At 43.3% G+C, this 25,824-nt stretch carries 18 protein-coding genes, 3 tRNA genes, 3 rRNA genes, 1 other RNA gene and 1 other annotated feature (1 of these 26 only partly in view); of the genes, 20 read left to right on the plus strand and 5 right to left on the minus strand.

What is annotated here, in order from left to right:
- The first annotated feature begins 27 nt into the window (after window positions 1–27).
- The 7 genes from gyrB (at window position 28) to rrf (ending at window position 9,928) form a co-directional block, all read left to right on the plus strand.
- Window positions 28–1,950, plus strand: coding sequence for a DNA topoisomerase (ATP-hydrolyzing) subunit B (gyrB, locus tag ACZ5XR_RS27180; RefSeq protein ID WP_464502451.1), 1,923 nt, complete (start codon window positions 28–30; stop codon window positions 1,948–1,950).
- A 105-nt stretch (window positions 1,951–2,055) separates the two neighbouring features.
- Window positions 2,056–4,557, plus strand: coding sequence for a DNA gyrase subunit A (gene gyrA / locus ACZ5XR_RS27185; protein WP_464499545.1), 2,502 nt, complete (start codon window positions 2,056–2,058; stop codon window positions 4,555–4,557).
- A 293-nt stretch (window positions 4,558–4,850) separates the two neighbouring features.
- A 16S ribosomal RNA gene (locus tag ACZ5XR_RS27190) occupies window positions 4,851–6,400 on the plus strand.
- A 106-nt stretch (window positions 6,401–6,506) separates the two neighbouring features.
- Window positions 6,507–6,583 (plus strand) — tRNA-Ile (locus ACZ5XR_RS27195).
- A 12-nt stretch (window positions 6,584–6,595) separates the two neighbouring features.
- Window positions 6,596–6,671, plus strand: a tRNA-Ala gene (locus tag ACZ5XR_RS27200).
- A gap of 126 nt (window positions 6,672–6,797) precedes the next feature.
- A 23S ribosomal RNA gene (locus tag ACZ5XR_RS27205) occupies window positions 6,798–9,737 on the plus strand.
- Between the two features lie 74 nt (window positions 9,738–9,811).
- Window positions 9,812–9,928 (plus strand): 5S ribosomal RNA (gene rrf / locus ACZ5XR_RS27210).
- Together the 16S, 23S and 5S rRNA genes with 2 tRNA genes alongside form the textbook arrangement of a ribosomal RNA operon.
- Window positions 9,929–10,243: 315 nt before the next feature.
- Here the strand turns inward: rrf and ACZ5XR_RS27215 are convergent.
- A complete protein-coding gene (locus ACZ5XR_RS27215) occupies window positions 10,244–11,185 on the minus strand; it encodes a YaaC family protein (RefSeq protein WP_464499546.1) in 942 nt (313 codons plus the stop codon).
- A gap of 108 nt (window positions 11,186–11,293) precedes the next feature.
- Here ACZ5XR_RS27215 and guaB point away from each other — a divergent pair, with 108 nt between their 5' ends.
- From guaB to ACZ5XR_RS27245, 6 genes are all read left to right on the plus strand, one after another.
- Window positions 11,294–12,766, plus strand: coding sequence for an IMP dehydrogenase (gene guaB / locus ACZ5XR_RS27220; protein ID WP_464502452.1), 1,473 nt, complete (start codon window positions 11,294–11,296; stop codon window positions 12,764–12,766).
- A 192-nt stretch (window positions 12,767–12,958) separates the two neighbouring features.
- The gene (locus ACZ5XR_RS27225; protein ID WP_464502453.1) at window positions 12,959–14,275 is read left to right on the plus strand and encodes a serine hydrolase; all 1,317 of its coding nucleotides are present in this window, start codon (window positions 12,959–12,961) and stop codon (window positions 14,273–14,275) included.
- 152 nt (window positions 14,276–14,427) lie between these two features.
- Window positions 14,428–15,309: a pyridoxal 5'-phosphate synthase lyase subunit PdxS gene (gene pdxS, locus ACZ5XR_RS27230; RefSeq protein WP_464499547.1), complete on the plus strand. Its 882-nt coding sequence runs from the start codon at window positions 14,428–14,430 to the stop codon at window positions 15,307–15,309.
- 52 nt (window positions 15,310–15,361) lie between these two features.
- On the plus strand, window positions 15,362–15,952 hold the full coding sequence (pdxT, locus tag ACZ5XR_RS27235; RefSeq protein WP_464499548.1) for a pyridoxal 5'-phosphate synthase glutaminase subunit PdxT: 591 nt from the start codon (window positions 15,362–15,364) through the stop codon (window positions 15,950–15,952).
- Between the two features lie 57 nt (window positions 15,953–16,009).
- Window positions 16,010–16,228: a binding site (T-box leader), on the plus strand.
- Window positions 16,229–16,274: 46 nt separating this feature from the next.
- The gene (gene serS / locus ACZ5XR_RS27240; protein ID WP_464499549.1) at window positions 16,275–17,555 is read left to right on the plus strand and encodes a serine--tRNA ligase; all 1,281 of its coding nucleotides are present in this window, start codon (window positions 16,275–16,277) and stop codon (window positions 17,553–17,555) included.
- Window positions 17,556–17,652: 97 nt separating this feature from the next.
- Window positions 17,653–17,745, plus strand: a tRNA-Ser gene (locus ACZ5XR_RS27245).
- Between the two features lie 98 nt (window positions 17,746–17,843).
- Here the strand turns inward: ACZ5XR_RS27245 and ACZ5XR_RS27250 are convergent.
- The 4 genes from ACZ5XR_RS27250 to ACZ5XR_RS27265 form a co-directional block, all read right to left on the minus strand.
- Entirely contained in the window at window positions 17,844–18,545 is a 702-nt protein-coding gene (locus ACZ5XR_RS27250; RefSeq protein WP_464499550.1) for a deoxynucleoside kinase, read from the minus strand.
- A gap of 9 nt (window positions 18,546–18,554) precedes the next feature.
- The gene (locus ACZ5XR_RS27255; protein ID WP_464499551.1) at window positions 18,555–19,196 is read right to left on the minus strand and encodes a deoxynucleoside kinase; all 642 of its coding nucleotides are present in this window, start codon (window positions 19,194–19,196) and stop codon (window positions 18,555–18,557) included.
- Window positions 19,197–19,405: 209 nt separating this feature from the next.
- The gene (locus ACZ5XR_RS27260; protein ID WP_464499552.1) at window positions 19,406–20,809 is read right to left on the minus strand and encodes a glycoside hydrolase family 18 protein; all 1,404 of its coding nucleotides are present in this window, start codon (window positions 20,807–20,809) and stop codon (window positions 19,406–19,408) included.
- Between the two features lie 130 nt (window positions 20,810–20,939).
- Complete coding sequence (locus ACZ5XR_RS27265; RefSeq protein WP_464502454.1) at window positions 20,940–21,488, minus strand: cysteine hydrolase family protein; 549 nt, start codon at window positions 21,486–21,488, stop codon at window positions 20,940–20,942.
- Window positions 21,489–21,551: 63 nt separating this feature from the next.
- Here ACZ5XR_RS27265 and tadA point away from each other — a divergent pair, with 63 nt between their 5' ends.
- The 7 genes from tadA to ACZ5XR_RS27300 form a co-directional block, all read left to right on the plus strand.
- A complete protein-coding gene (gene tadA / locus ACZ5XR_RS27270; protein ID WP_464499553.1) occupies window positions 21,552–22,052 on the plus strand; it encodes a tRNA adenosine(34) deaminase TadA in 501 nt (166 codons plus the stop codon).
- Between the two features lie 91 nt (window positions 22,053–22,143).
- An RNA gene (ffs, locus tag ACZ5XR_RS27275) (signal recognition particle sRNA large type) lies at window positions 22,144–22,408 on the plus strand.
- A gap of 136 nt (window positions 22,409–22,544) precedes the next feature.
- Window positions 22,545–24,230: a DNA polymerase III subunit gamma/tau gene (gene dnaX / locus ACZ5XR_RS27280; protein ID WP_464499554.1), complete on the plus strand. Its 1,686-nt coding sequence runs from the start codon at window positions 22,545–22,547 to the stop codon at window positions 24,228–24,230.
- Between the two features lie 23 nt (window positions 24,231–24,253).
- Window positions 24,254–24,574 carry a YbaB/EbfC family nucleoid-associated protein gene (locus ACZ5XR_RS27285; RefSeq protein WP_464502455.1) on the plus strand — a complete coding sequence of 107 codons (321 nt, stop codon included), beginning with the start codon at window positions 24,254–24,256 and terminating at the stop codon, window positions 24,572–24,574.
- 17 nt (window positions 24,575–24,591) lie between these two features.
- The gene (gene recR / locus ACZ5XR_RS27290) at window positions 24,592–25,188 is read left to right on the plus strand and encodes a recombination mediator RecR (RefSeq protein ID WP_464499555.1); all 597 of its coding nucleotides are present in this window, start codon (window positions 24,592–24,594) and stop codon (window positions 25,186–25,188) included.
- Window positions 25,189–25,258: 70 nt separating this feature from the next.
- Window positions 25,259–25,477, plus strand: a complete 219-nt coding sequence (locus ACZ5XR_RS27295) for a YaaL family protein (protein WP_464499556.1) — start codon at window positions 25,259–25,261, stop codon at window positions 25,475–25,477.
- 88 nt (window positions 25,478–25,565) lie between these two features.
- Window positions 25,566–25,824: the 5' portion of a pro-sigmaK processing inhibitor BofA family protein gene (locus tag ACZ5XR_RS27300; RefSeq protein ID WP_464499557.1), read on the plus strand. The gene runs 5 nt beyond the window's last position; 259 of the gene's 264 nt are visible here — the first part of the coding sequence; it begins with the start codon at window positions 25,566–25,568; its stop codon lies beyond the right edge, outside the window.

Consider the following 25,824-nt stretch of genomic DNA (forward strand, 5'->3'; position numbering starts at 1 on the left):
AAGAAAGTGCAGGTGACGAAGGTGACATTGGAACAAAAAGAAGTTCAGGAACAAGCCTATGGCGCAGAGCAAATACAGGTGTTAGAGGGCCTAGAGGCTGTAAGAAAAAGACCTGGTATGTATATCGGTTCTACAAGCGGGAAAGGGCTGCACCATCTCGTTTGGGAAATCGTTGATAATAGTATTGATGAGGCGTTAGCTGGATATTGCGATGAAATCAATGTTGTCATTGAAAAGGATAACAGCATTACAGTAAAGGATAACGGCCGTGGAATACCTGTAGGAATTCAAGAGAAAATGGGCAGACCTGCTGTAGAGGTCATCATGACCGTCCTCCATGCCGGCGGAAAATTTGGCGGTGGGGGCTATAAGGTTTCCGGCGGATTGCATGGTGTCGGTGCCTCGGTTGTAAATGCACTCTCCACGGAGCTTGAAGTGTTTGTTCACCGCGACGGACAGATTCATTATCAAAAATATGAACGAGGTGTACCGGTCGAGGATTTGAAAGTAATCGGAACAACGGATGTTACAGGAACAATTACCCATTTTAAGCCTGATGGCGAAATTTTCACTGAAACATTGGAATATGAGTATGACATTCTTGCAACGAGACTGCGTGAACTTGCCTTCCTTAACCGGGGGATCAAAATAACCATCGATGATAAGCGCGTTGAAAATAAACATAACGAGTATCATTACGAAGGCGGGATTAAATCCTACGTTGAACATTTAAACCGCACAAAAGAAGTCATCCATGAAGAGCCGATTTATATTGATGGCGACCGTGAAGGAATCAGTGTGGAAGTGGCCCTGCAATACAACGAGGGTTATACCGAAAATATCTACTCCTTCGCCAATAACATCCACACCTATGAGGGTGGTACACATGAATCCGGGTTTAAAACGGCATTAACAAGAGTCATTAATGATTATGCTCGGAAAAATGGACTTATTAAAGAAAATGATGCAAATCTTTCCGGGGAGGATGTTCGTGAAGGCTTGACGGCCATTGTTTCGATCAAACATCCCGACCCTCAATTTGAAGGCCAGACCAAAACGAAGCTCGGTAACTCTGAAGTCAGAGCGATTACAGATGCCGTGTTTGCAGCCCACTTCGAAAAGTTCCTGCTGGAAAATCCAACAGTGGCAAGAAAAGTGGTCGATAAAGGATTAATGGCAGCAAGAGCAAGACTTGCGGCCAAGAAAGCAAGGGAACTGACAAGGCGGAAAAGTGCACTGGAGGTTTCCAGTTTACCTGGGAAATTAGCGGATTGTTCCTCAAAGGATCCATCTGAAAGTGAAATTTATATCGTAGAGGGAGACTCTGCTGGCGGCTCTGCCAAGCAAGGACGCGACCGGCATTTCCAAGCCATTTTGCCATTAAAGGGGAAAATCCTTAATGTAGAGAAAGCGCGACTTGATAAAATTCTCTCTAACAATGAAGTGCGGGCGATGATTACAGCTATTGGAACAGGAATCGGAGAAGAATTTGATATATCGAAAGCCCGATATCACAAAGTCGTAATTATGACAGATGCGGATGTGGATGGCGCTCATATTCGAACACTCATCCTAACTTTCTTTTATCGTTACATGAGGCAAATATTAGAAGCTGGTTATGTCTATATTGCCCAGCCGCCATTATATAAAGTTCAACAGGGTAAACGAGTTGAGTATGCTTATGATGACAAAGAACTAGATCGAATTTTCGCCGAACTGCCAAGTTCACCCAAGCCAAATATCCAACGATATAAAGGTTTGGGCGAGATGAATCCTGAACAATTATGGGAAACAACCATGGATCCATCCAACCGAAGCATGCTTCAAGTTAATCTTGAAGATGCGATTGAAGCAGATGAAACATTTGAAATGTTAATGGGTGAAAAAGTAGAACCACGCCGAAATTTCATCGAAGAAAATGCAAAATACGTTAAGAACCTGGATATTTAAAGGTTAGAGTAGAAAAAGGGTAGAGGGGTGACCACTATCCTCCTTTTTTCGTTTACAGTGAAGACGTTTAAGGTTTATTGTCACCCAAAATAGGAGGTACCAATAATGACTGAAACACCAAATCCTCAAATTAAAGAGATTAATATTAGTCAAGAAATGAAAACATCATTTCTTGACTATGCCATGAGTGTTATTGTTTCACGTGCCCTGCCAGATGTCCGCGATGGGCTAAAACCGGTACATCGCCGGATTCTTTATGCTATGCATGACCTTGGAATCCATTCAGACAAACCGTATAAAAAATCAGCTCGTATCGTTGGGGATGTTATCGGTAAATATCACCCGCATGGTGATTCAGCTGTTTATGAAACCATGGTCCGTATGGCACAGGATTTCAACTATCGTTATATGCTTGTAGATGGTCATGGAAACTTTGGGTCTGTAGATGGTGATGCCGCGGCTGCCATGCGTTATACAGAATCCAGAATGTCCAAAATCTCCATGGAATTGTTACGTGATATCAACAAAGATACCATTGATTATCAACCTAACTATGACGGTGAAGAAAAAGAGCCAGTTGTTCTGCCAGCACGCTTTCCTAACCTATTAGTCAACGGGACTACGGGAATAGCCGTTGGGATGGCAACGAATATCCCGCCGCATCAGCTTGGTGAGGTCATTGATGGAGTCTTAGCTGTAAGTCATGACCCTGAAATAACCACTCAGGAATTAATGGAAATTATCCCTGGTCCTGATTTCCCGACGGGAGGAAGTATACTTGGTCGGAGTGGTATTCGTAAAGCATACGAAACAGGAAGAGGATCAATAACACTACGTGCAAAAGTAGAAATTGAACAAAAGTCAAATGGAAAAGAAGTTATCATCGTTAATGAATTACCTTACCAAGTAAATAAAGCAAAATTGATTGAAAAGATTGCTGAACTAGCCCGTGATAAAAAGATTGAGGGAATTACCGACCTCAGAGATGAATCAGACCGCAGAGGGATGAGAATTGTCATTGAGGTTCGTAAAGATGCGAATGCAAATGTCCTCTTGAATAATCTTTATAAACAAACGGCACTTCAAACAAGTTTTGGTATTAACACACTAGCCCTTGTTGACGGCCATCCAAAGGTGCTCAATCTAAAGCAGTGTTTAGTGCATTATTTAGACCACCAAAAAGTAGTAATACGCAGGAGAACCGAGTTTGAATTAAGGAAAGCGGAAGCACGCGCCCATATACTAGAGGGATTACGTATAGCGTTAGATCACTTAGATGCCGTCATTACCCTAATTCGTAACTCGCAGACAACGGATATTGCCCGTGAAGGGTTAATGACTGAATTTAATCTTTCTGAAAAACAAGCTCAAGCGATTCTGGATATGCGCTTACAGCGTTTAACCGGATTGGAAAGAGAAAAAATTGAAGAAGAATATCAAGGTTTAGTGAAGCTAATTGCTGAATTAAAAGCCATTTTAGCGGATGAAGAGAAAGTCCTTGAAATCATCCGAGAAGAGCTTCTTGAGATCAAAGAACGGTTTAACGATACCCGCCGTACTGAAATTTTGACAGGCGGTCTTGAGAATATTGAGGATGAAGATTTAATTCCACGAGAAAATATTGTTATTTCTTTAACCCATAATGGTTACATTAAACGACTGCCGGTTTCAACCTATCGTGCCCAAAAACGCGGCGGCCGCGGTATTCAAGGTATGGGGACGAATGAAGATGACTTTGTCGAGCACCTAATCACCACTTCAACACATGATACGATCCTATTCTTTACAAATAAAGGAAAGGTTTACCGTTCCAAAGGGTATGAAATTCCTGAATACAGCCGTACTGCGAAAGGAATTCCGATTATCAATCTTCTTGGTGTTGAAAAGGGAGAATGGGTAAATGCGATTATTCCTGTAGAAGAGTTTGTTGATGACTGGTTCTTGTTTTTTACAACAAAAGAAGGAATATCGAAACGTTCACCACTCTCATCCTTTGCAAATATTCGTAATAATGGCTTGATCGCCTTAAATCTTCGTGAAGATGATGAGTTAATCTCAGCCCGTCTAACGGATGGAAGTAAGCACATCATTATCGGTACCATGAAAGGGATGCTCATCCGCTTCCCGGAAACAGACGTAAGATCCATGGGAAGAACGGCTACCGGAGTAAAAGGGATTACCTTAGACAGTGATGATGAGGTCGTCGGCATGGAAGTGCTCGAAGAAAACAACGATATCCTGATTGTAACGAAAAACGGCTATGGCAAGCGTACCCCGGCCTCTGAATATCGCATTCAAGGCAGAGGCGGTAAAGGGATTAAAACATGCCATATCACAGAGAAAAACGGAAATCTCGTCTCAATGAGAGCCGTGACCGGTGAAGAAGATCTCATGCTGATCACAACTGGTGGTGTCCTGATTCGCATGGATGTAGCAGGTATATCCACAATGGGGCGGAACACAATTGGTGTCAAACTCATCAGCATGAAAGAAGGCGAAAATGAGTTTGTGGCAACAGTGGCAAAAGTAGAGAAAGAAGAAGTCCAAGAGGAACAAGATGAAGATGTTCAAGATGGCGATGATATCGAATCTCCAGATGAAGAATAAGATCGATTGAAAGGGGAACATTATTTTTGTTCCTCTTTTTTTATTTTTCACTTGAACATATGTCTGTCCCCTGTTATAATCATTTAGTCAGCAAATTACTTACCTTCTTCTAAAAGAAAAAAGTAAAAAGATGTTGACAATGGTTTTTAAAAATGTTATATTATTAAAGTCGCTTCTGAGCGATTTGAGAAAATCGACCTTTGAAAACTAAACAAACAAGACGTGTAAACAAACAATAATATTCGTTTCTTTTTTGAAACGAAGCCAACGTAACATTTTTGAGCTAATCAACTTTCTTGGAGAGTTTGATCCTGGCTCAGGACGAACGCTGGCGGCGTGCCTAATACATGCAAGTCGAGCGAATCAATGGGAGCTTGCTCCCGTTGGTTAGCGGCGGACGGGTGAGTAACACGTGGGCAACCTGCCTGTAAGACTGGGATAACACCGGGAAACCGGTGCTAATACCGGATAATCCTTTTCCTCTCATGAGGAAAAGCTGAAAGACGGTTTCGGCTGTCACTTACAGATGGGCCCGCGGCGCATTAGCTAGTTGGTGAGGTAACGGCTCACCAAGGCGACGATGCGTAGCCGACCTGAGAGGGTGATCGGCCACACTGGGACTGAGACACGGCCCAGACTCCTACGGGAGGCAGCAGTAGGGAATCTTCCGCAATGGACGAAAGTCTGACGGAGCAACGCCGCGTGAGCGATGAAGGCCTTCGGGTCGTAAAGCTCTGTTGTTAGGGAAGAACAAGTACCGGAGTCACTGCCGGTACCTTGACGGTACCTAACCAGAAAGCCACGGCTAACTACGTGCCAGCAGCCGCGGTAATACGTAGGTGGCAAGCGTTGTCCGGAATTATTGGGCGTAAAGCGCGCGCAGGCGGTCCTTTAAGTCTGATGTGAAAGCCCACGGCTCAACCGTGGAGGGTCATTGGAAACTGGGGGACTTGAGTGCAGAAGAGGAAAGCGGAATTCCACGTGTAGCGGTGAAATGCGTAGAGATGTGGAGGAACACCAGTGGCGAAGGCGGCTTTCTGGTCTGTAACTGACGCTGAGGCGCGAAAGCGTGGGGAGCAAACAGGATTAGATACCCTGGTAGTCCACGCCGTAAACGATGAGTGCTAAGTGTTAGAGGGTTTCCGCCCTTTAGTGCTGCAGCTAACGCATTAAGCACTCCGCCTGGGGAGTACGGCCGCAAGGCTGAAACTCAAAGGAATTGACGGGGGCCCGCACAAGCGGTGGAGCATGTGGTTTAATTCGAAGCAACGCGAAGAACCTTACCAGGTCTTGACATCCTCTGACAACCCTAGAGATAGGGCTTTCCCCTTCGGGGGACAGAGTGACAGGTGGTGCATGGTTGTCGTCAGCTCGTGTCGTGAGATGTTGGGTTAAGTCCCGCAACGAGCGCAACCCTTGATCTTAGTTGCCAGCATTCAGTTGGGCACTCTAAGGTGACTGCCGGTGACAAACCGGAGGAAGGTGGGGATGACGTCAAATCATCATGCCCCTTATGACCTGGGCTACACACGTGCTACAATGGATGGTACAAAGGGCTGCAAAACCGCGAGGTTGAGCCAATCCCATAAAACCATTCTCAGTTCGGATTGTAGGCTGCAACTCGCCTACATGAAGCCGGAATCGCTAGTAATCGCGGATCAGCATGCCGCGGTGAATACGTTCCCGGGCCTTGTACACACCGCCCGTCACACCACGAGAGTTTGTAACACCCGAAGTCGGTGGGGTAACCGTAAGGAGCCAGCCGCCTAAGGTGGGACAGATGATTGGGGTGAAGTCGTAACAAGGTAGCCGTATCGGAAGGTGCGGCTGGATCACCTCCTTTCTAAGGATAAAAGCTGGACGTAAGAGCCAGACAAGTTTCACGTTCTTTGTTTGTTTAGTTTTGAGAGATCGATTGAACTCTCTATAATTAAATTATCTGTTGTGAGGGGCCTATAGCTCAGCTGGTTAGAGCGCACGCCTGATAAGCGTGAGGTCGATGGTTCGAGTCCATTTAGGCCCACCATTCTCTTATAACGGGGTCTTAGCTCAGCTGGGAGAGCGCCTGCTTTGCACGCAGGAGGTCAGGGGTTCGATCCCCCTAGACTCCACCAATGACGTTTTTAAACGTCCAATTCGTTCTTTGAAAACTAGATAATCGTAATGAAGAAGTCAAGTAAAACATCGAGTTAATCGCCATTTTAGTTTTTCTCTCTATTGAATTAGAGTAAAACCTTTTAGGTTAAGTTAGAAAGGGCGCACGGTGAATGCCTTGGCACTAGGAGCCGATGAAGGACGGGACTAACACCGATATGCTTCGGGGAGCTGTAAGTAAGCTTTGATCCGGAGATTTCCGAATGGGGGAACCCACTGCTCGTAATGGAGCAGTATCTTTATCTGAATACATAGGATATTGAAGGCAGACCCGGGGAACTGAAACATCTAAGTACCCGGAGGAAGAGAAAGCAAACGCGATTCCCTGAGTAGCGGCGAGCGAAACGGGAACAGCCCAAACCGAAAGGCTTGCCTTTCGGGGTTGTAGGACACTCAACATGGAGTTACAAAGGAACGGGGTAGATGAAGCGATCTGGAAAGGTCCGTCATAGAAGGTAAAAGCCCTGTAGTTGAAACTTCGTTCCCTCCTGAGTGGATCCTGAGTACGGCCGGACACGTGAAATCCGGTCGGAAGCAGGGAGGACCATCTCCCAAGGCTAAATACTCCCTAGTGACCGATAGTGAACCAGTACCGTGAGGGAAAGGTGAAAAGCACCCCGGAAGGGGAGTGAAATAGTTCCTGAAACCGTGTGCCTACAAGTAGTCAAAGCCCGTTAATGGGTAATGGCGTGCCTTTTGTAGAATGAACCGGCGAGTTACGATCCCATGCAAGGTTAAGTTGAAGAGACGGAGCCGCAGCGAAAGCGAGTCTGAATAGGGCGTTTTGAGTATGTGGTCGTAGACCCGAAACCAGGTGATCTACCCATGTCCAGGGTGAAGTCCAGGTAACACTGGATGGAGGCCCGAACCGACGCACGTTGAAAAGTGCGCGGATGAGGTGTGGGTAGCGGAGAAATTCCAATCGAACTTGGAGATAGCTGGTTCTCTCCGAAATAGCTTTAGGGCTAGCCTCACGTTGTTAGAGTCTTGGAGGTAGAGCACTGTTTGGACTAGGGGCCCTCATCGGGTTACCGAATTCAGACAAACTCCGAATGCCAAAGACTTATCCGTGGGAGTCAGACTGCGAGTGATAAGATCCGTAGTCAAAAGGGAAACAGCCCAGACCACCAGCTAAGGTCCCAAAGTATACGTTAAGTGGAAAAGGATGTGGAGTTGCTTAGACAACCAGGATGTTGGCTTAGAAGCAGCCACCATTTAAAGAGTGCGTAATAGCTCACTGGTCGAGTGACTCTGCGCCGAAAATGTACCGGGGCTAAACGTATCACCGAAGCTGTGGATTGACACCATTAGGTGTCAGTGGTAGGAGAGCGTTCTAAGGGCGTTGAAGCCAGACTGTAAGGACTGGTGGAGCGCTTAGAAGTGAGAATGCCGGTATGAGTAGCGAAAGATGAGTGAGAATCTCATCCACCGAATGCCTAAGGTTTCCTGAGGAAGGCTCGTCCGCTCAGGGTTAGTCGGGACCTAAGCCGAGGCCGAAAGGCGTAGGCGATGGACAACAGGTTGATATTCCTGTACCACCTCTTTATCGTTTGAGCAACGGGGGGACGCAGGAGGATAGGGTAAGCGCACTGCTGGATATGTGCGTGTAAGCAGTTAGGCTGGTGAATAGGAAAATCCGTTCACCGTGAAGGCTGAGCTGTGATGCCGAGGGAAATAGAGTACCGAAGTTCCTGATTCCACACTGCCAAGAAAAGCCTCTAGCGAGATAAAAGGTGCCCGTACCGCAAACCGACACAGGTAGGCGAGGAGAGAATCCTAAGGTGAGCGAGAGAACTCTCGTTAAGGAACTCGGCAAAATGACCCCGTAACTTCGGGAGAAGGGGTGCTCATTGAGGTGAATAGCCTCGATGAGCCGCAGTGAATAGGCCCAGGCGACTGTTTAGCAAAAACACAGGTCTCTGCGAAGCCGCAAGGCGAAGTATAGGGGCTGACGCCTGCCCGGTGCTGGAAGGTTAAGAGGAGGGGTTAGCCTTAAAAGCGAAGCTCTGAATCGAAGCCCCAGTAAACGGCGGCCGTAACTATAACGGTCCTAAGGTAGCGAAATTCCTTGTCGGGTAAGTTCCGACCCGCACGAAAGGCGTAACGATCTGGGCACTGTCTCAACGAGAGACTCGGTGAAATTATAGTACCTGTGAAGATGCAGGTTACCCGCGACAGGACGGAAAGACCCCATGGAGCTTTACTGTAGCCTGATATTGAATTTTGGTACAGCTTGTACAGGATAGGTAGGAGCCTGAGATGCCGGAGCGCCAGCTTCGGTGGAGGCGTCGGTGGGATACTACCCTGGCTGTATTGAAATTCTAACCCGCACCCCTCATCGGGGTGGGAGACAGTGTCAGGTGGGCAGTTTGACTGGGGCGGTCGCCTCCTAAAGAGTAACGGAGGCGCCCAAAGGTTCCCTCAGAATGGTTGGAAATCATTCGCAGAGTGTAAAGGCATAAGGGAGCTTGACTGCGAGACCTACAAGTCGAGCAGGGACGAAAGTCGGGCTTAGTGATCCGGTGGTTCCGCATGGAAGGGCCATCGCTCAACGGATAAAAGCTACCCTGGGGATAACAGGCTTATCTCCCCCAAGAGTCCACATCGACGGGGAGGTTTGGCACCTCGATGTCGGCTCATCGCATCCTGGGGCTGTAGTCGGTCCCAAGGGTTGGGCTGTTCGCCCATTAAAGCGGTACGCGAGCTGGGTTCAGAACGTCGTGAGACAGTTCGGTCCCTATCCGTCGTGGGCGCAGGAAATTTGAGAGGAGCTGTCCTTAGTACGAGAGGACCGGGATGGACGCACCGCTGGTGTACCAGTTGTCTTGCCAAAGGCATCGCTGGGTAGCTATGTGCGGACGGGATAAGTGCTGAAAGCATCTAAGCATGAAGCCCCCCTCAAGATGAGATTTCCCATAGCGTCAAGCTAGTAAGATCCCTGAAAGATGATCAGGTTGATAGGTCAGAGGTGGAAGCGTGGCAACATGTGGAGCTGACTGATACTAATCGATCGAGGACTTAACCAAAATGATTACCTCGTTTTTACGAAAACTTCTTCTGTATTATCTAGTTTTGAGGGAACGATCTCTCAAGCAAATAGTCTGGCAATAATGGCGAGAAGGTCACACCCGTTCCCATCCCGAACACGGAAGTTAAGCTTCTCAGCGCCGATGGTAGTTGGGGGCTGTCCCCCTGTGAGAGTAGGACGTTGCCAGGCAATAAAGAAGACAACCTGTAATGGGTTGTCTTCTTTGTATGGGTGGAAGTGAAGTGGCACATAAACCGTTGAAAGTGACAAATAAATTCAAAAAAGCAGCTCATAAATAAACGAAAACGGCACATAAATCATTCAAGTTGGCACATAAACCGTAAAATGTAATAAAACGATTTTTAATAAAAAAGGAATTTTACTACAATAAAGGAAAGAAAAATTACCTTTTTAACTGCCGAAAAAGGAAGTTGTCACATAAATCATTCAAAGTGGCACATAAAATTCTTAAATCCCCCCAAATTACAAACTAAAAAATATCACCTAAATTCCCCCCATCAAAAACTCATAAATAAGAAACGGCCCTTTATGTATCGTAACATCCAAAAATGATCGAATAACCGGATAATCGCGATTAGGCATCATCTTCGTTAATTCACTCCACCATTCCGTTTCATAGCGGGCAATCATACTTAAGTTATATAACAGCAAATAATGGACCAACAGCTCCGGAAAATGAGCAAGCTCACTTTTGGTTAAGGGCAGGACATAAAACTTACCTTCAAAGTGAAATTTGAGCGGTGAAATTCCCCTTTGGGTATTCTTTTTAAATTCAAAATTAAGTCCCTCATTTGGAAAATCAATGTTTGCTTTAGAAGTTAAATACTCTCGAAAGCGGCTTTCTGTCATATGGTAATAGTCTAAAATCTTTTCTGGAATAACATATTGATTTCCTTGAGCCTGTATTTTTGTAAAAGCGCGCTTTCCCTCAAACAAAAACATCAGCTCATCTAATTCGGGGATCAGCCGCAGCAATTCCTCCATAATGATTTTTTCTCCTTCTAACTGTTTCATGTGGAACATTTTCTCAGACATAAAAGGAAAAAGGCCATTTTTTTGAAGTTTGACTTCATCTTGGAAGAATTGGTAATTTTGTTTTTTTCTCTTCCTTGTTGAAACCCCATGTGCCAGCACCGTTGTTGTTTCCGGATAAAAGGGATCAATGGAAAGAATGCATGCTTTAATCAAGTGGACTAGCCCATAAAATAAGAGAATTGGTTTAATAATAAGCGGTGCTGCTTCCGCCTGTTCGTAATAGATTTGACCATGCTCCAAATAATATAAAAAGGCATAACAATTTTCGTAGCTTTTTTGTTCAGGATTCTCCAAATTATTCCTTTTATAGCTATTTTTCAAATAGGTTTGACAATATTCTGCCGAAAAAAAACAGGAAAAGCTTTTCCACCCTAAATATGGGATATCCACATAATCACCTTTTTCAGAAAAATCTAATTAAAACTTGGCTCTTGACAGTATTTTGTCCAATTGATAACCTACAAATAAAAAAATTTTGTCCTGGAGGCCTTTTAAATGATGTGGGAAAACAAATTTTCAAAAGAGGGTTTAACGTTTGATGATGTTTTATTAATTCCAGGTAAGTCTGAAGTACTTCCGCGTGATGTTAGCTTAAAGGTGGAATTGGCGCCAAATGTAAAGCTAAATATACCAATCATTAGTGCGGGCATGGATACAGTTACAGAAGCTGAAATGGCGATTTCAATGGCGCGGCAGGGCGGCTTAGGAATTATCCATAAAAATATGACCATTGATCAGCAGGCCGAGCAGGTAGAAAAGGTAAAAAGATCGGAAAGTGGCGTCATCACCGATCCCTTCTTCTTGACTCCGGAGCACCAAGTATTTGATGCAGAGCATCTTATGGGGAAATATCGCATATCCGGTGTCCCGATTGTTAATAACATTGATGATCAGAAATTGGTGGGAATAATCACCAACAGAGACCTCCGTTTTATTCAGGATCAGGACTATTCTTTTAAAATTTCAGATGTAATGACGAAGGAAAATCTCGTTACGGCTCCAGTAGGGACTACATTGAAAGAAGCAGAAAAAATTCTGCAAAAATACAAAATTGAAAAGCTGCCATTAGTAGATGATCATGGTGTGTTAAAAGGATTAATCACAATCAAGGATATCGAAAAGGTGATTGAATTCCCTCATTCTGCCAAAGATACGCAAGGCCGTCTATTAGCAGGGGCAGCTGTTGGCGTTACGAAGGACACGATGAAGCGGGTGGATATGCTTGTCAAAGCGAACGTCGATGTCATCGTAGTGGATACAGCCCATGGCCATTCGCAAGGCGTGCTGGATACAGTGAAAGAGATTCGGAACGCTTATCCGAATTTAACGATTGTGGCTGGGAATGTTGCAACAGCTGAAGCAACAAAAGATTTAATCGAAGCAGGAGCCGATGTTGTGAAGGTCGGAATTGGTCCAGGCTCCATTTGTACAACCAGAGTCGTGGCGGGGGTCGGCGTACCGCAAATTACAGCCGTATACGATTGTGCCACTGAGGCCATGAAGCATGGGAAAACAATCATTGCTGATGGCGGAATCAAGTACTCTGGAGACATTGTGAAGGCACTGGCTGCCGGCGGGCATGCGGTTATGCTCGGCAGTTTATTGGCCGGTGTATCTGAAAGCCCAGGAGAGACGGAAATCTTCCAAGGAAGGCGATTTAAAGTGTATCGCGGAATGGGGTCTGTTGCCGCTATGGAAAAGGGTTCTAAAGACCGCTATTTCCAAGAGGAAAATAAAAAGTTTGTCCCTGAGGGGATTGAAGGCCGCCTTCCTTATAAGGGTCCATTAGCCGAAACAATTTATCAATTAATTGGCGGGCTGCGTTCAGGTATGGGATATTGCGGCACGAAGGATTTAGAGCAATTAAGAAATAATGCACAGTTTATCAAGATGACAGGTGCCGGTCTAAAAGAAAGCCACCCGCATGATGTGCAAATCACAAAAGAGGCACCTAATTATTCACTATCATAAACAGGAGAAGCAGCTGCTTCTCTTTTTTTTAGGAAAAAAGTATAGAATATGGAAAAAGATTAGGTCTTTGCTCTCGCTAGGATTTGCCAAAGACTTGTGTTAAAATAACCAAGGTGTATTAATTCGTTGGAGGGCGTTATAGTGAAAAAACGTTTTTATCAAAAATGTATACCTGGTGGATTGGCATTGATTATGTTCTTTAGCCTATTTACCGGGATAAATAAAGCTGAAGCAGCAGCACCACCATTAAAGGTCAATGCTGACAGTGCCATTATCGTCGATGGTAAAACTGGAAAGGTTTTGTTTGAACAAAACGCTGATAGTTTGCTAGGTATTGCGAGTATGTCCAAGATGATGACGGAATATATTCTTCTTGATTCCGTTAAAAATGGAAAAGTGAAGTGGGATCAAAAATATTCTGTAGATGATCTTGTCTATAAGATGTCTCAAAAACGTGAATTATCCAATGTTCCCTTGCGTCGTGATGGTGTGTATACGGTACGGGAATTATATGATGCAATGGCCATTTATTCTGCGAATGCTGAAACCATTGCACTTGCAGAAGTTATTGCCGGTTCTGAAACAAACTTTTTAAAATTAATGAATAATGAAGCAAAATCATTAGGGTTAAAGGATTATAAATTTGTTAACTCTACTGGTTTAAATAATAGTGATTATCATGGCGAACAGCCGCAAGGGACAGGTCCTACTGATGAAAATGCGATGTCCGCTCGAAGCGTTGCCACTTTAGCATTTCACTTAATTAATGACTTTCCTGATGTTTTAAAAACGGCAAGTATTCCAAAAAAGGTATTCCGTCCGGGCACTCCTGATGCGATTAACATGGAGAATTGGAACTGGATGCTCCCAGGTCTTATTTATGGTTATCAAGGGATGGATGGATTAAAAACAGGGACAACCAATTTTGCCGGTGCTTGTTTTACGGGTACGGCAATGCGTAATGGCCAAAGGTTTATCACAGTTATCCAAAATGCAAAGAATGCACAGGGGCAAACCGGTGATAAAAATGCCCGTTTTACCGAAACAAGAAAAATGCTTGATTATGCCTTTAATACGTTTTCAAACCAAGAATTGGTGCCAGCCCAATACCAGGTAAAAGGACATAAAACTCTTCCTGTAACGAAAGGAAAAGCAAGTGAAGTCGAGATCTATACAAAATCTGCTCTAAACATGACAATTGCGAACGGTGATAAACAAAATTATCAACCGGTGCTAGTTTTGGATAAGAAGATGTTGGACAAGAATGGAAACTTGACTGCTCCGATTAAAAAAGGGGAAAAAATTGGTTATTTAACAGTAACCTCCAAGAATGGCGACAAGGTAAGTTTCTTAACACCAGAGGGACAAAAGAGTGCTAATATCGATGTAGTGGCCGCACAGGATGTTGAAAAAGCTAATTGGTTTGTTCTGATGATGAGAGGCGTTGGCAGCTTTTTTGGTGATGTATTCCATGGAATATCCACGACAGTAAAAGGCTGGTTTAAATAGAGGGAAACATTGGATATTATTCCAAGATAAGAAAAGAGGATTCATGTCTTGACATGAATCCTTTTTTGTTGATATTGTCATAAAGGAAGCATAATAATTTCCGTTTGAATTTATCTAAAAATTTCTAATAGTAAAGTTAAGGGGGATTTGGAATGTTAACAGGTACGGATCGTGTAAAACGTGGTATGGCAGAAATGCAAAAGGGCGGCGTTATTATGGACGTTGTCAATGCAGAGCAAGCAAAAATCGCAGAAGAGGCTGGAGCAGTTGCTGTAATGGCATTAGAGCGTGTACCTTCCGATATTCGTGCAGCCGGCGGTGTAGCCAGAATGGCTGATCCACGAATCGTTGAAGAGGTTTTAAATGCTGTTTCAATCCCGGTTATGGCAAAAGCAAGAATTGGCCATATTGTGGAAGCACGCGTTCTTGAAGCAATGGGTGTAGATTACATTGATGAAAGTGAAGTTTTAACACCTGCTGATGAAGAGTTCCACTTAAATAAAAAGGAATATACCGTTCCATTCGTATGCGGCTGCCGTGATCTTGGCGAAGCTGCCCGCAGAATTGGTGAAGGTGCTTCCATGCTTCGTACAAAAGGTGAACCTGGAACAGGGAACATCGTTGAAGCCGTTCGTCATATTCGTAAGGTAAATGCACAAGTGCGCAAGGTTGTTGCCATGAATGAGGACGAGCTTATGACTGAAGCAAAGCTTTTAGGTGCACCATATGAAATTCTTCTAGAAATCAAACGTCTTGGACGTCTTCCAGTTGTTAACTTTGCAGCAGGTGGAGTAGCCACTCCTGCGGATGCAGCTCTTATGATGCAATTAGGTTCTGACGGAGTATTTGTTGGTTCCGGAATTTTCAAATCCGAAAATCCTGCAAAATTTGCAAGAGCGATTGTGGAAGCAACAACACACTACCAAGACTATAAATTAATTGCCGAGCTTTCTAAAGACCTTGGAACACCGATGAAGGGAATTGAAATTTCTTCCTTGGCCCCTGAAGCACGCATGCAAGAGCGCGGCTGGTAATAAGAAAAAAGAATCGCCGTATTCTAAAGTTCAAAGCATAAGGAGCATTTTTATGGTAACGATAGGAGTTCTAGCCTTGCAAGGCGCTGTACGTGAACATATTAAGTCAGTAGAGGAATGCGGTGTGCAAGCCATTGCCATAAAAAGAAAAGAGCAGTTAAAAGAGGTAGATGGCCTCATCCTTCCTGGCGGAGAAAGCACCGCCATGCGCCGATTGATTGATAAATATGATTTTATGGATGCCCTTAAGGAATTTGCTCAAGCAGGTAAGCCGATGTTCGGGACTTGCGCGGGGTTGATTCTTTTAGCGAAAAATATTGTTGATTATGGTGAGCCGCATATAGGGGTAATGGACGTTACGGTCGAACGCAACTCCTTCGGCCGTCAGGTTGACAGCTTCGAGGCTGACCTTGATATCAAGGATGTAGCCGGATGCTTCCCAGCCGTGTTTATTCGTGCGCCGCACATCGTCGAAGCAGGACCAGAGGTTGAAATCCTAGCAAAGCACAATGACCGCATTGTCGCCGCACGGGAAGGCCAATTCCTGGGATGCTCCTTCCACCCGGAATTAACAGAAAATCATCTCTTTACAGCTTACTTTGTTGAGATGGTTAAAGAAGCGAAGGCGAAACAATTTGTATAAATACATTGCATTTTGTGGATAATTATAGTAGATTATAAAATACAAATCATTCATATGCTTAAAGCTATGAGAGGAACTAGTAGCAGGAAGTCATTCTAAAAGAGAGCCGGTGGCTGGTGTAAACCGGTGAATGGAACTTGTGAATCCATCCTCGAGCAAGGTGCGGAACGCTCTTTGGAGCAAGTAAGTACTTTCGGTAGAAACCGTTAAATTTTTCAAGGTGGACAGAAGTTTCTGTCAACCAGGGTGGTAACGCGGGTAACTCTCGTCCCTGTTTATAGGGGCGGGAGTTTTTTTATTTTTAAAAAGGAGTGAAACGTCCATGCTTGATATTAAAGTATTACGGGCAAATTTTGTTGAAGTAAAGGAAAAGCTTCAGCATCGCGGCGAAGATTTAACCGACCTCGGAAGATTTGAAGAGCTTGATCTAAAACGGCGTGAATTAATTGTTGAGGCAGAGCAGCTGAAGAGCAAACGCAATGAGGTCTCACAGCAGGTTGCAGCATTAAAACGTGAGAAACAGGATGCCGATCATTTGATTCAAGAAATGCGTGAAGTAGGTGACCGCATTAAGGTATTGGATGATGAACTGCGCGGTGTAGAAGAAACATTGGAGCTTTTACTATTAAGTATTCCAAATATTCCCCATGAAAGCACACCGATTGGAGAATCTGAAGATGATAATGTGGAGATTCGAAAGTGGGGCCAGGTACGTGAATTTGATTTTGAAGCAAAGCCGCATTGGGACGTTGCCGACCAATTAGGAATCCTTGATTTTGAACGTGCTGGTAAAGTTACCGGCAGCCGTTTTGTTTTTTATAAAGGTCTTGGAGCCCGTTTAGAGCGTGCGTTAATGAACTTTATGCTGGACCTTCATGTCGATGAGCATGGCTATAAAGAAATCCTGCCGCCTTATATGGTGAATCGAACAAGTATGACAGGCACAGGGCAGTTGCCTAAATTTGAAGAAGATGCCTTTTTAATCGAAAGTGAGGATTATTTTTTAATTCCTACTGCAGAGGTGCCTGTCACCAACTATCATCGCGACGAAATTTTAAGCGGTGAGGATCTGCCGATTCGCTTTGCGGCGTACAGTGCGTGTTTCCGCTCTGAAGCAGGTTCTGCAGGACGTGACACGCGCGGTCTGATTCGCCAGCATCAATTTAACAAGGTAGAGTTGGTTAAATTTGTTAAGCCAGAGGATTCTTATGACGAGCTCGAGAAACTAACAAATGATGCGGAACGTGTTCTGCAATTGCTTGAGCTTCCATACCGGGTCCTTAGCATGTGTACGGGTGACCTTGGCTTTACGGCCGCGAAAAAGTACGATATTGAAGTGTGGATTCCAAGCTATGGAACATACCGGGAGATTTCTTCTTGCAGTAATTTCGAGGCATTCCAGGCTCGTCGTGCCAATATTCGCTTCCGCCGCGATCCAAAGGCTAAGCCGGAGCATGTGCATACATTGAATGGATCTGGCCTTGCGATTGGCCGTACGGTCGCCGCAATATTGGAAAATTACCAGCAGGCGGATGGCAGTGTGGTCATACCGACTGTTTTACAGCCATATATGGGCAATCGAAATGTTATAAAACCAGAGTAAGATTTATTTTTTCGGGCGGGAGGAATTCCGTCCGAAAATGATTTATTTATTGTTTGACATTGGATTCGGAATATGATAAATTAGTTTTTGTTGTTACGGAGGAATACCCAAGTCCGGCTGAAGGGATCGGTCTTGAAAACCGACAGGCGGGTTAAACCGCGCGGGGGTTCGAATCCCTCTTCCTCCGCCATAACTTACAAATATTCAATCGCGCATAAAACTGGAGATAAAAAACCGTTACAGAAATGTAGCGGTTTTTTTATGTTCGAAAAACAAAAAACACATATCTTAACCGATATGTGCTTTTGTTTTACCTAATATTTCATTTAATTTTTCTTCCACATCGCGGCAAACGCGAATGGCATCTTCATCACTATTTACCACATCAGTTGTATCCATATCGATGATTAATACTTCACTGGCATCGTATTGATTGATAACCCATTCATCATAGCCTTTCCAAACCTCAAAGTAATACTCTTTTAATTCCGGGTTAATTTCAAAGCTTCTGCCGCGCGCCATAATGCGGTCAATTACGGTATCAAAGGAGCCTTTTAAATAAACCATTAAATCCGGAGCTTTTTTAGGAAGCTGATTCAGCTCTTCCATCATATTTTCAACAAGCTCTTCATATATTTTAAATTCCAAATCAGAGATTCTGCCAAGGTTTTTATTTACATAGGCAAAATACCAGTCTTCATAAATGGAACGATCCTGAATGGTGTAAAGGGGCTCCTGCCAATTGATGCATTCTTTTATGGTTTTAAAACGTTTATTTAAGAAGAATAGCTGCAAGAGGAAAGGAATACGCTTTGCATCTAGTTCCTCAGGTGTCAATTCATAGTAAAGGGGAAGAATGGGATTGTCATCCACCGCTTCATAAAAAACCTTGCTTTCGATTCCTCTATTTTGAAAGTGTGCATTTAATGTATCTGCGACACTTGTTTTTCCAAGTCCAATCATACCACCAATGACGATACTCACGAACATCCCCCGTTCTTATAATGTGTTTGTCTTTTGTTTTAACGATTTTGCCAGCTGATCAAAAATATGTTGCAGGTCATCTTCATTTTTTACAAAATCCAGCTCATCGCCGTTAAAGCGAAGTACGGGGACCTCTGGATGTGCCTGTTCAAAGCTCGTTATGGCATTTTCATAATCAATGGATAGCTGTTCCAAATATAAGGGACTAATATTTTTTTCGACTTCCCGTCCCCTTATTTTAATTCGTTTTAATAGGGTATCAAGGCTTGCATTTAAATAAATAATGACATTGGGTTTCGGCATATCTTCTGTCAATATTTGATAAATTCTAAAGTACTTTTGGTATTCCTCAGAATTTAGTGTTCTTTGAGCAAAGATCAGATTTTTAAAAATATGATAATCCGCAACGACTGATTGTTGTTTGCTCAAGTAATGGGTGTTGATATCCCCTAATTGCTTAAAGCGATTGCAGAGAAAAAACATTTCCGTTTGGAAGCTCCATTCCTCGATATTTTCATAAAATTTCCCTAAGAATGGATTTTCATCAACAATCTCTTTTAATAAAGCAAAATTGAACTGTTTTGAAATGGCCTTGGCAAGAGATGTTTTGCCTACACCAATCGGCCCTTCAACGGTAATAAAGGGTGTATCCCCCATTGCAAGTCCTCCTTCTCCAACTGCCTGCTGTTTCTATGTTTAACTAGATATAACTAGGTAATTTATCATTTCTAAAAGACACAAAGAATATTTTATCATAATCTGTCGCAGGAAGGGATATGGAATATTTAGTAGATGTCAGTTTTATGTCAAATATATAAAAAAACTGCCGAATGACGACAGTTTTTGTCATAAAATTTTATATAAGATTACTTTTTAATGATCGTAAAATTATTGCCAAGAAGGGCCCAGTTTTGCGGGAACGGATAACCCAATACCCAATAACTAATGCCTCTGAGGCGATATTGCTTAGCTAGATCAAATTTTGCCTGCGCACTCCGTGCATCCTCAAACCAAACTTCATGGGTCTTTCCATCCGCACCATGGTACCGGAAAAATGGAGTTTCTGTTTTATGTTCATATTGAATTTCAGCCTTGTTCTCGACTGCGCGGCGGACCGCTTCCTGCATACTAAAGGTTTCCGCTTCAACATGCTCAACATGCGGGAGTACCCAGTCGCGGGCATATAATTGGAACCCCATAAAAATTTTATTTCTCGGAATGACGGTAACGGCGTAATCTAATACGGCTTTGATTTGGTTGATCGGTGAAATGGACTGCGGCGGTCCAAACCGGTAGCCCCATTCATAAGTCATGAGAACAACAAAGTCGAGAATTTCTCCATGTGCTTTGTAATCATGTGCTTCATATAACAACCCTTTTTGCCCGGTGCTTGTTTTTGGTGCGAGTGAAGAAGAGACAAAATAACCTAGTGGATGAAGCCTGTCGACAGTTTTCCTGAGAAATTGATTATAAAGCTCGCGGTCCGTTTCCCTGACATTCTCAAAGTCGATATTTAATCCGCGATAACCCTTCGATTTCATGATACTGACAACATTGTCCAGTAATTTTGTAATGACATCAGGATTGCTAAGAATCGCATGGGCCGTTTTCGTCCCAGGGTCAGTCGTAGAAAAGTTGGTAATCGCCATCATTGGAACAACATTATTGGCAATTACGGACTGCACCAGTGCCGTATCATTTAATGGCTCTAAACTGCCATCCACATGCATCCGATAGCCAAAGGGGCTTAAATAAGTTAAATAAGGAGCGACATGTCGTGCTTCTTGGGTTCCCGGTGCAGATGGTTCTGTAAAAGCATTCACTTCAATAGATGGTTCCTTTGGCCTTGGTATTCTAAGTACTTGCCCTGCATGAATATGAGTGGAGGATAAATGATTTACCGAAACAATGGTTTGAACAGTCGTTCCATGCCTACGGGCAATGGCGGGCAGTGTTTCACCAGGCAGAACTTTATGAAGGATCGGAACCTCCAACACCTGACCCGGGTAGATGAGTCCGGCATTGACAATATTGTTCATTTTTAAAAGCTCATCTGCAGTTATACCGTACCGGGCTGCAATGGTTTGGATATTATCACCGCGCTGGAAAACATACTCGCTTTCCGGATCCTGTATAAGAAGTGCTTGCCCAACAAGGATTGCATGTTCGTTAGGAAGCTGATTCATCAGCAGCATTTGATTTAAATTTACACCATATCGATGCGCTATCTGCCATGGAGTTTCCCCTTTTTGAACCACATGAATATGCACAAAAATACCTCCCCTTCTCTTTTTCATTTTGCATTCTATTTCTTGTTAGATAGGTATGTTCCCAATTATTTGTTTTAGAACACAACTTGCACTATAACTAATTTATGAATGCGGGAGGGTTTAGATGTTATTATTTCCAATAAATTTTCTGATTGCTTGGCTGGGTGCTGGCTTTTAAAACATTCTTCATCATCGTTAGGGCATATCGGTTATCCTCATCATCAGCAGATGCCAAACAATTCTTTGGAACATGTAATCGGTACTCGCGCATATAGGCATCATTGGCTGTAAACAAAACGCATATATTTCCGGCAATCCCCGTTAATACGAGAGTGTTTACTTTTAATTGAAAGAGAAGTGTATTCAAAGCCGTTTCATAAAATGCAGAATGCTTTGGTTTGATTAGAAAAAAATCGTTCTCTTCGGGAAGTAAAATTTGTAAAATAGGATTACTCCATTTATTTCGGCAATAGTCAATTATTTTTGTATAGTCAGCCTGCCATAAGTTATAGTGATCATTGATAAAAATGACGGGAAGATTTCTGGTATTAAAGTCATCCTTTAATTTTTTAATAGGCATGGCGATTTTAAGTGCCTTTTTGGCAAGAATAGGGCCATGGGAAAAATCAAAGTCATTAATCATGTCAATAATAATGAGGGCAGGGCGGATATCATTCATCATTATCACTCCTTTCCCTTTAGTGTGGAAAATTTAAACCAGTTATATGAAAGGAACAAGTAAGTGGAACAGAATTATGATGACCATTTTATGATAGAAGCAATAAAGGAAGCAAAAAAGGCAGAAGAGTTAAACGAAGTACCGATTGGAGCTGTCGTTGTCATTGAGGACAAGATTATTGCCCGGGCACATAATTTACGGGAAAGTCAGCAAAGTGCTGTTGCACATGCGGAATTGCTGGCGATTGATCAAGCATGCCGGGAAATTGGCTCGTGGCGATTAGAAAATGCCACTCTTTATGTCACGTTAGAACCATGTCCCATGTGTTCCGGAGCGATTATTTTGTCTCGGGTAAAAAAGGTGGTTTATGGGGCATCTGACCCTAAGGCAGGATGTGCTGGGACTTTTATGAACCTGTTACAGGATGACCGGTTTAACCATCAAAGTGAAGTTGTAAAAGGTGTAATGGCGGAAGAGTGCGGGCAACTGCTTTCGGCATTTTTTCGCAAAATCCGGGAAAAAAGAAAGCAAGAGAAGAAACAGAACAATGGGGATTTACAGTAATTTACAAATGATAAGGATTGCTTTTTTCATTAAATGTTAGTATACTAAAAAAGCGTCAGATACGACGCACTAAACATTGGTATCAACTTTGCCGTGCTAGGTGGGGAGGTAGCGGTGCCCTGTATCCGCAATCCGCTCTAGCGGGACTGAATCCCTTCCCGAGGCTGGTGGCCTGTAGGGTCTGCCTTAAGTAAGTGGTGTTGACGCCCGGGTCCTGCGCAATGGGAATCCATGAACCATGTCAGGTCCGGAAGGAAGCAGCATTAAGTGGACGCTCCCATGTGCCGCAGGGTCGCCTGGGCCGAGCTAACTGCTTAAGTAACGCTTATGGGCGCCAGTCAAAGGAAGGTGCACGGCAGTTATTACATATTCCTTTATCATTAACTCATCTCAGATTCGCGAGATGAGTTTTTTGTCTATTCTTATGATTTCACTTTGTGGACAGTTACGGTATAATAAATGAGATGAAAATTTAGAAGGGGGCGGTGTTACTTGGCTTATCAGGCTTTATATCGTGTTTGGCGTCCACAGCAATTTTTCGATGTCGTTGGACAGGAGCATGTGACCAAGACATTGCAAAACGCCCTGCTTCAACAGAAAATTTCACATGCTTATCTTTTTTCCGGACCCAGAGGTACAGGGAAAACCAGTGCAGCGAAAATTCTGGCAAAGGCAGTTAACTGTGAGCGTGCACCTGTTTCAGAACCGTGCAATGAATGCCCGGCCTGCTTAGGAATTACAAATGGAACCATTTCGGATGTTTTAGAATTTGACGCGGCTTCCAACTCCAGGGTCGAAGAAATGCGGGATGTTTTGGACAAAGTCAAATTCGCTCCTACTGCGGTTAAATACAAGGTCTATATCATCGATGAAGTGCATATGCTATCTATTAGCGCCTTTAATGCTCTGTTAAAAACATTAGAAGAACCACCGAAGCATGTTATTTTTATTTTAGCAACCACCGAACCTCATAAAATCCCACTTACGATTATTTCAAGATGTCAGCGTTTTGACTTCAGGCGCATCACCGCGCAAGCGATCGTGAACAGAATGAAGTTAATTGTTGAGGAAACAGGTGTCGATTGTGACGACCAAGCATTACATATGGTTGCCAGGGCAGCAGAAGGCGGAATGCGTGATGCGTTAAGTTTACTGGATCAGGCGATTTCCTTTAGCCAGGAGCGAGTCACAGTAGAGGATGCATTAACTGTAACGGGGTCAGTCTCACAAGGTTTTTTAAATAAAATAGCCCATGCCTTTCAAGAGAAGGATGTTGCAAGTGGTTTAGAAGTGTTGGATGAGCTTTTGTTTCATGGGAAGGACCCTGCACGGTTTATTGAAGATTTGATTCTATTTTATCGGGATATGCTGCTGTATAAAACAGCACCGACACTCGAAGAATCACTTGAAAGAGTTATGCTCGATGATGACTTCCGCCTAATAGCAGAATCAATTCCTACTCAAGCCATTTATCAGTTGATTGAATTACTGAATAAAACACAGCAGGAAATGCGGTGGACTAATCACCCGAGGATTTTTTTGGAAGTGGCCATCGTGAAAATGTGCCAGACAGAGATAAAGCAGACAGAACCTGTTCCGTCTGACCAAATCTCAAAATTGCTTGCCAAAATTGATCAGCTTGAACAGGAAGTAAATCAATTAAAAGCAGGCGGACTGACTGTTTCGCATGAAACACCAGCACCGGCACAAAAACAGGCTCATCGATCGTCCAGAAAAGGATTTCAGCCGGCAGTCGGGAAAATTAATGAAGTGTTACGAAGTGCTACAAAAGGGGATTTGAATCAACTCAAAGGTATATGGTCCGAAATGCGGTCAAGGTTGATGAAGTCTCATGCAGCCTTATTAAATGAAGCTGAGCCCGTTGCGGCCTCAGCCAATGCCTTTATTTTGAAATTCAAACATGAAATACATTGCCAAATGGCAATGGATAACAGCGTTTTTCTCGACACGATTACAAATGCTTTGCATGAATTAACAGGAAAAAAATTATTATTACTAGGTGTTCCTGAAGATCAATGGTCAGCGATCCGGGAAGACTTTTTAAATAACCAGCATACCGACGGTGGAGAGAGTAATGACTCCAAGCCGGAAGAAGAGCCTCACATTGCGGAGGCGAAAAAATTGTTTGGTGCTGAATTTGTTGAAATAATTGATTAAAAAAATTGGAGGTAATGAAAATGATGCGCGGTGGCGGAATGGGAAATATGCAAAATATGATGAAACAAATGCAAAAAATGCAAAAGAAAATGGCAGAGGCTCAAGAAGAGTTAGGCCAGCAAAAGATTGAAGGAACTGCAGGCGGAGGCATGGTGACTGTCGTGGTTTCTGGCCATAAAGAGATTTTAGAAGTAAAAATTAACCCGGAGGCAGTGGATCCGGAAGATGTTGAAACGCTTCAAGACCTTGTACTATTAGCAACCAATGATGCGCTTAAGAAAGCGGAAGAGCTGACAAACAATACAATGGGGCAATTTACTAAAGGAATGAATCTTCCTTTTTAAGAGAGGAATAATAAAAAATGCATTATCCAGAACCGATTTCAAAGCTGATTGACAGCTTTATGAAGTTGCCAGGTATCGGCCCGAAAACAGCCGCTCGTCTGGCTTTTTTTGTCTTAAGTATGAAGGAAGATACTGTATTAGATTTTGCTAAGGCCTTAGTAAATGCAAAGAGAAATCTAACGTATTGTTCTGTATGCGGGCATATTACAGACCAGGATCCATGCTATATCTGCGAGGATGTCCGCCGCGATAAGAGCATCATCTGTGTTGTTCAAGATCCTAAGGATGTTATTGCGATGGAAAAGATGAAGGAGTTTAATGGGTTGTACCATGTCTTGCATGGTGCGATTTCACCAATGGATGGCATTGGTCCTGAGGATATTAATATCCCTGATTTATTAAAACGGCTGCAGGATGAATCGGTCCAGGAAGTCATATTAGCAACAAACCCTAACATTGAAGGGGAAGCAACGGCTATGTATATTTCTCGACTGTTAAAGCCATCAGGGATCAAAACAACTAGAATTGCCCACGGGCTGCCGGTTGGCGGCGATCTTGAATATGCAGATGAGGTTACTTTATCAAAAGCATTGGAAGGACGAAGAGAATTATAATGATAATGGATTCATCCAATGCATCACAATAATGATGGGCTATTTATTTGCTCTACCGGAGGAATCAACCATGTTTTTTCGGCGAAAAGGCAGGCTTCGCAATGAATATGACGAAAAGCTATTAACTCAATTACAGCGGTTTAAGGAACAATCCCAACGGCAAAAACTTCTATTGGAAAAAAGTTTTGACCCTTCAGAAGAAGTGATTTGTGAAACCAAAATTGCAGAAGCGAAATATTTCTTCCTTATAAGAGAAGCGAAACAGCGGAATGTTACCATAAAAAGATGAAAAGAGAAGGCTATCCACTTCACAGGTCTTTTTTAATAACTTGTACATATGTTATTAATAAAAGTAATCTGGAAAGGGGATAGCTTTTTTGGAACCAATTGTTGTCATTTCTGTTTTAGGGGGACTTATTCTTCTATTATTATTTTCTGGTTCTCCTATTAAACCAGTAAAATTTGTTGGCCAAGCCGCCATTAAATTATTGATTGGTGCGTTATTCTTATTTTTCCTAAATGTTGCAGGAAACAGTTTTGGAATTCATGTCCCTATTAATTTTGCCACTTCTGCTGTTTCTGGTTTTCTTGGGATCCCCGGTTTATTTGCCTTAGTCGCCATTCAGCATTGGGTTA

It is taken from the genome of Neobacillus sp. Fa239 (assembly GCF_055395235.1).

Excerpts from the sequence above, each read along its gene's own strand:
- gyrA (WP_464499545.1), top strand. The coding sequence starts at position 2,056 with ATGACTGAAACACCAAATCCTCAAATTAAAGAGATTAATATTAGTCAA.
- recR (WP_464499555.1), top strand. The coding sequence starts at position 24,592 with ATGCATTATCCAGAACCGATTTCAAAGCTGATTGACAGCTTTATGAAG.
- pdxT (WP_464499548.1), top strand. The coding sequence starts at position 15,362 with ATGGTAACGATAGGAGTTCTAGCCTTGCAAGGCGCTGTACGTGAACAT.
- ACZ5XR_RS27285 (WP_464502455.1), top strand. The coding sequence starts at position 24,254 with ATGCGCGGTGGCGGAATGGGAAATATGCAAAATATGATGAAACAAATG.
- pdxS (WP_464499547.1), top strand. The coding sequence starts at position 14,428 with ATGTTAACAGGTACGGATCGTGTAAAACGTGGTATGGCAGAAATGCAA.
- guaB (WP_464502452.1), top strand. The coding sequence starts at position 11,294 with ATGTGGGAAAACAAATTTTCAAAAGAGGGTTTAACGTTTGATGATGTT.
- ACZ5XR_RS27265 (WP_464502454.1), bottom strand. The coding sequence starts at position 21,488 with ATGAATGATATCCGCCCTGCCCTCATTATTATTGACATGATTAATGAC.
- serS (WP_464499549.1), top strand. The coding sequence starts at position 16,275 with ATGCTTGATATTAAAGTATTACGGGCAAATTTTGTTGAAGTAAAGGAA.
- ACZ5XR_RS27295 (WP_464499556.1), top strand. The coding sequence starts at position 25,259 with ATGTTTTTTCGGCGAAAAGGCAGGCTTCGCAATGAATATGACGAAAAG.
- ACZ5XR_RS27250 (WP_464499550.1), bottom strand. The coding sequence starts at position 18,545 with ATGTTCGTGAGTATCGTCATTGGTGGTATGATTGGACTTGGAAAAACA.
- ACZ5XR_RS27225 (WP_464502453.1), top strand. The coding sequence starts at position 12,959 with ATGTTCTTTAGCCTATTTACCGGGATAAATAAAGCTGAAGCAGCAGCA.
- ACZ5XR_RS27255 (WP_464499551.1), bottom strand. The coding sequence starts at position 19,196 with ATGGGGGATACACCCTTTATTACCGTTGAAGGGCCGATTGGTGTAGGC.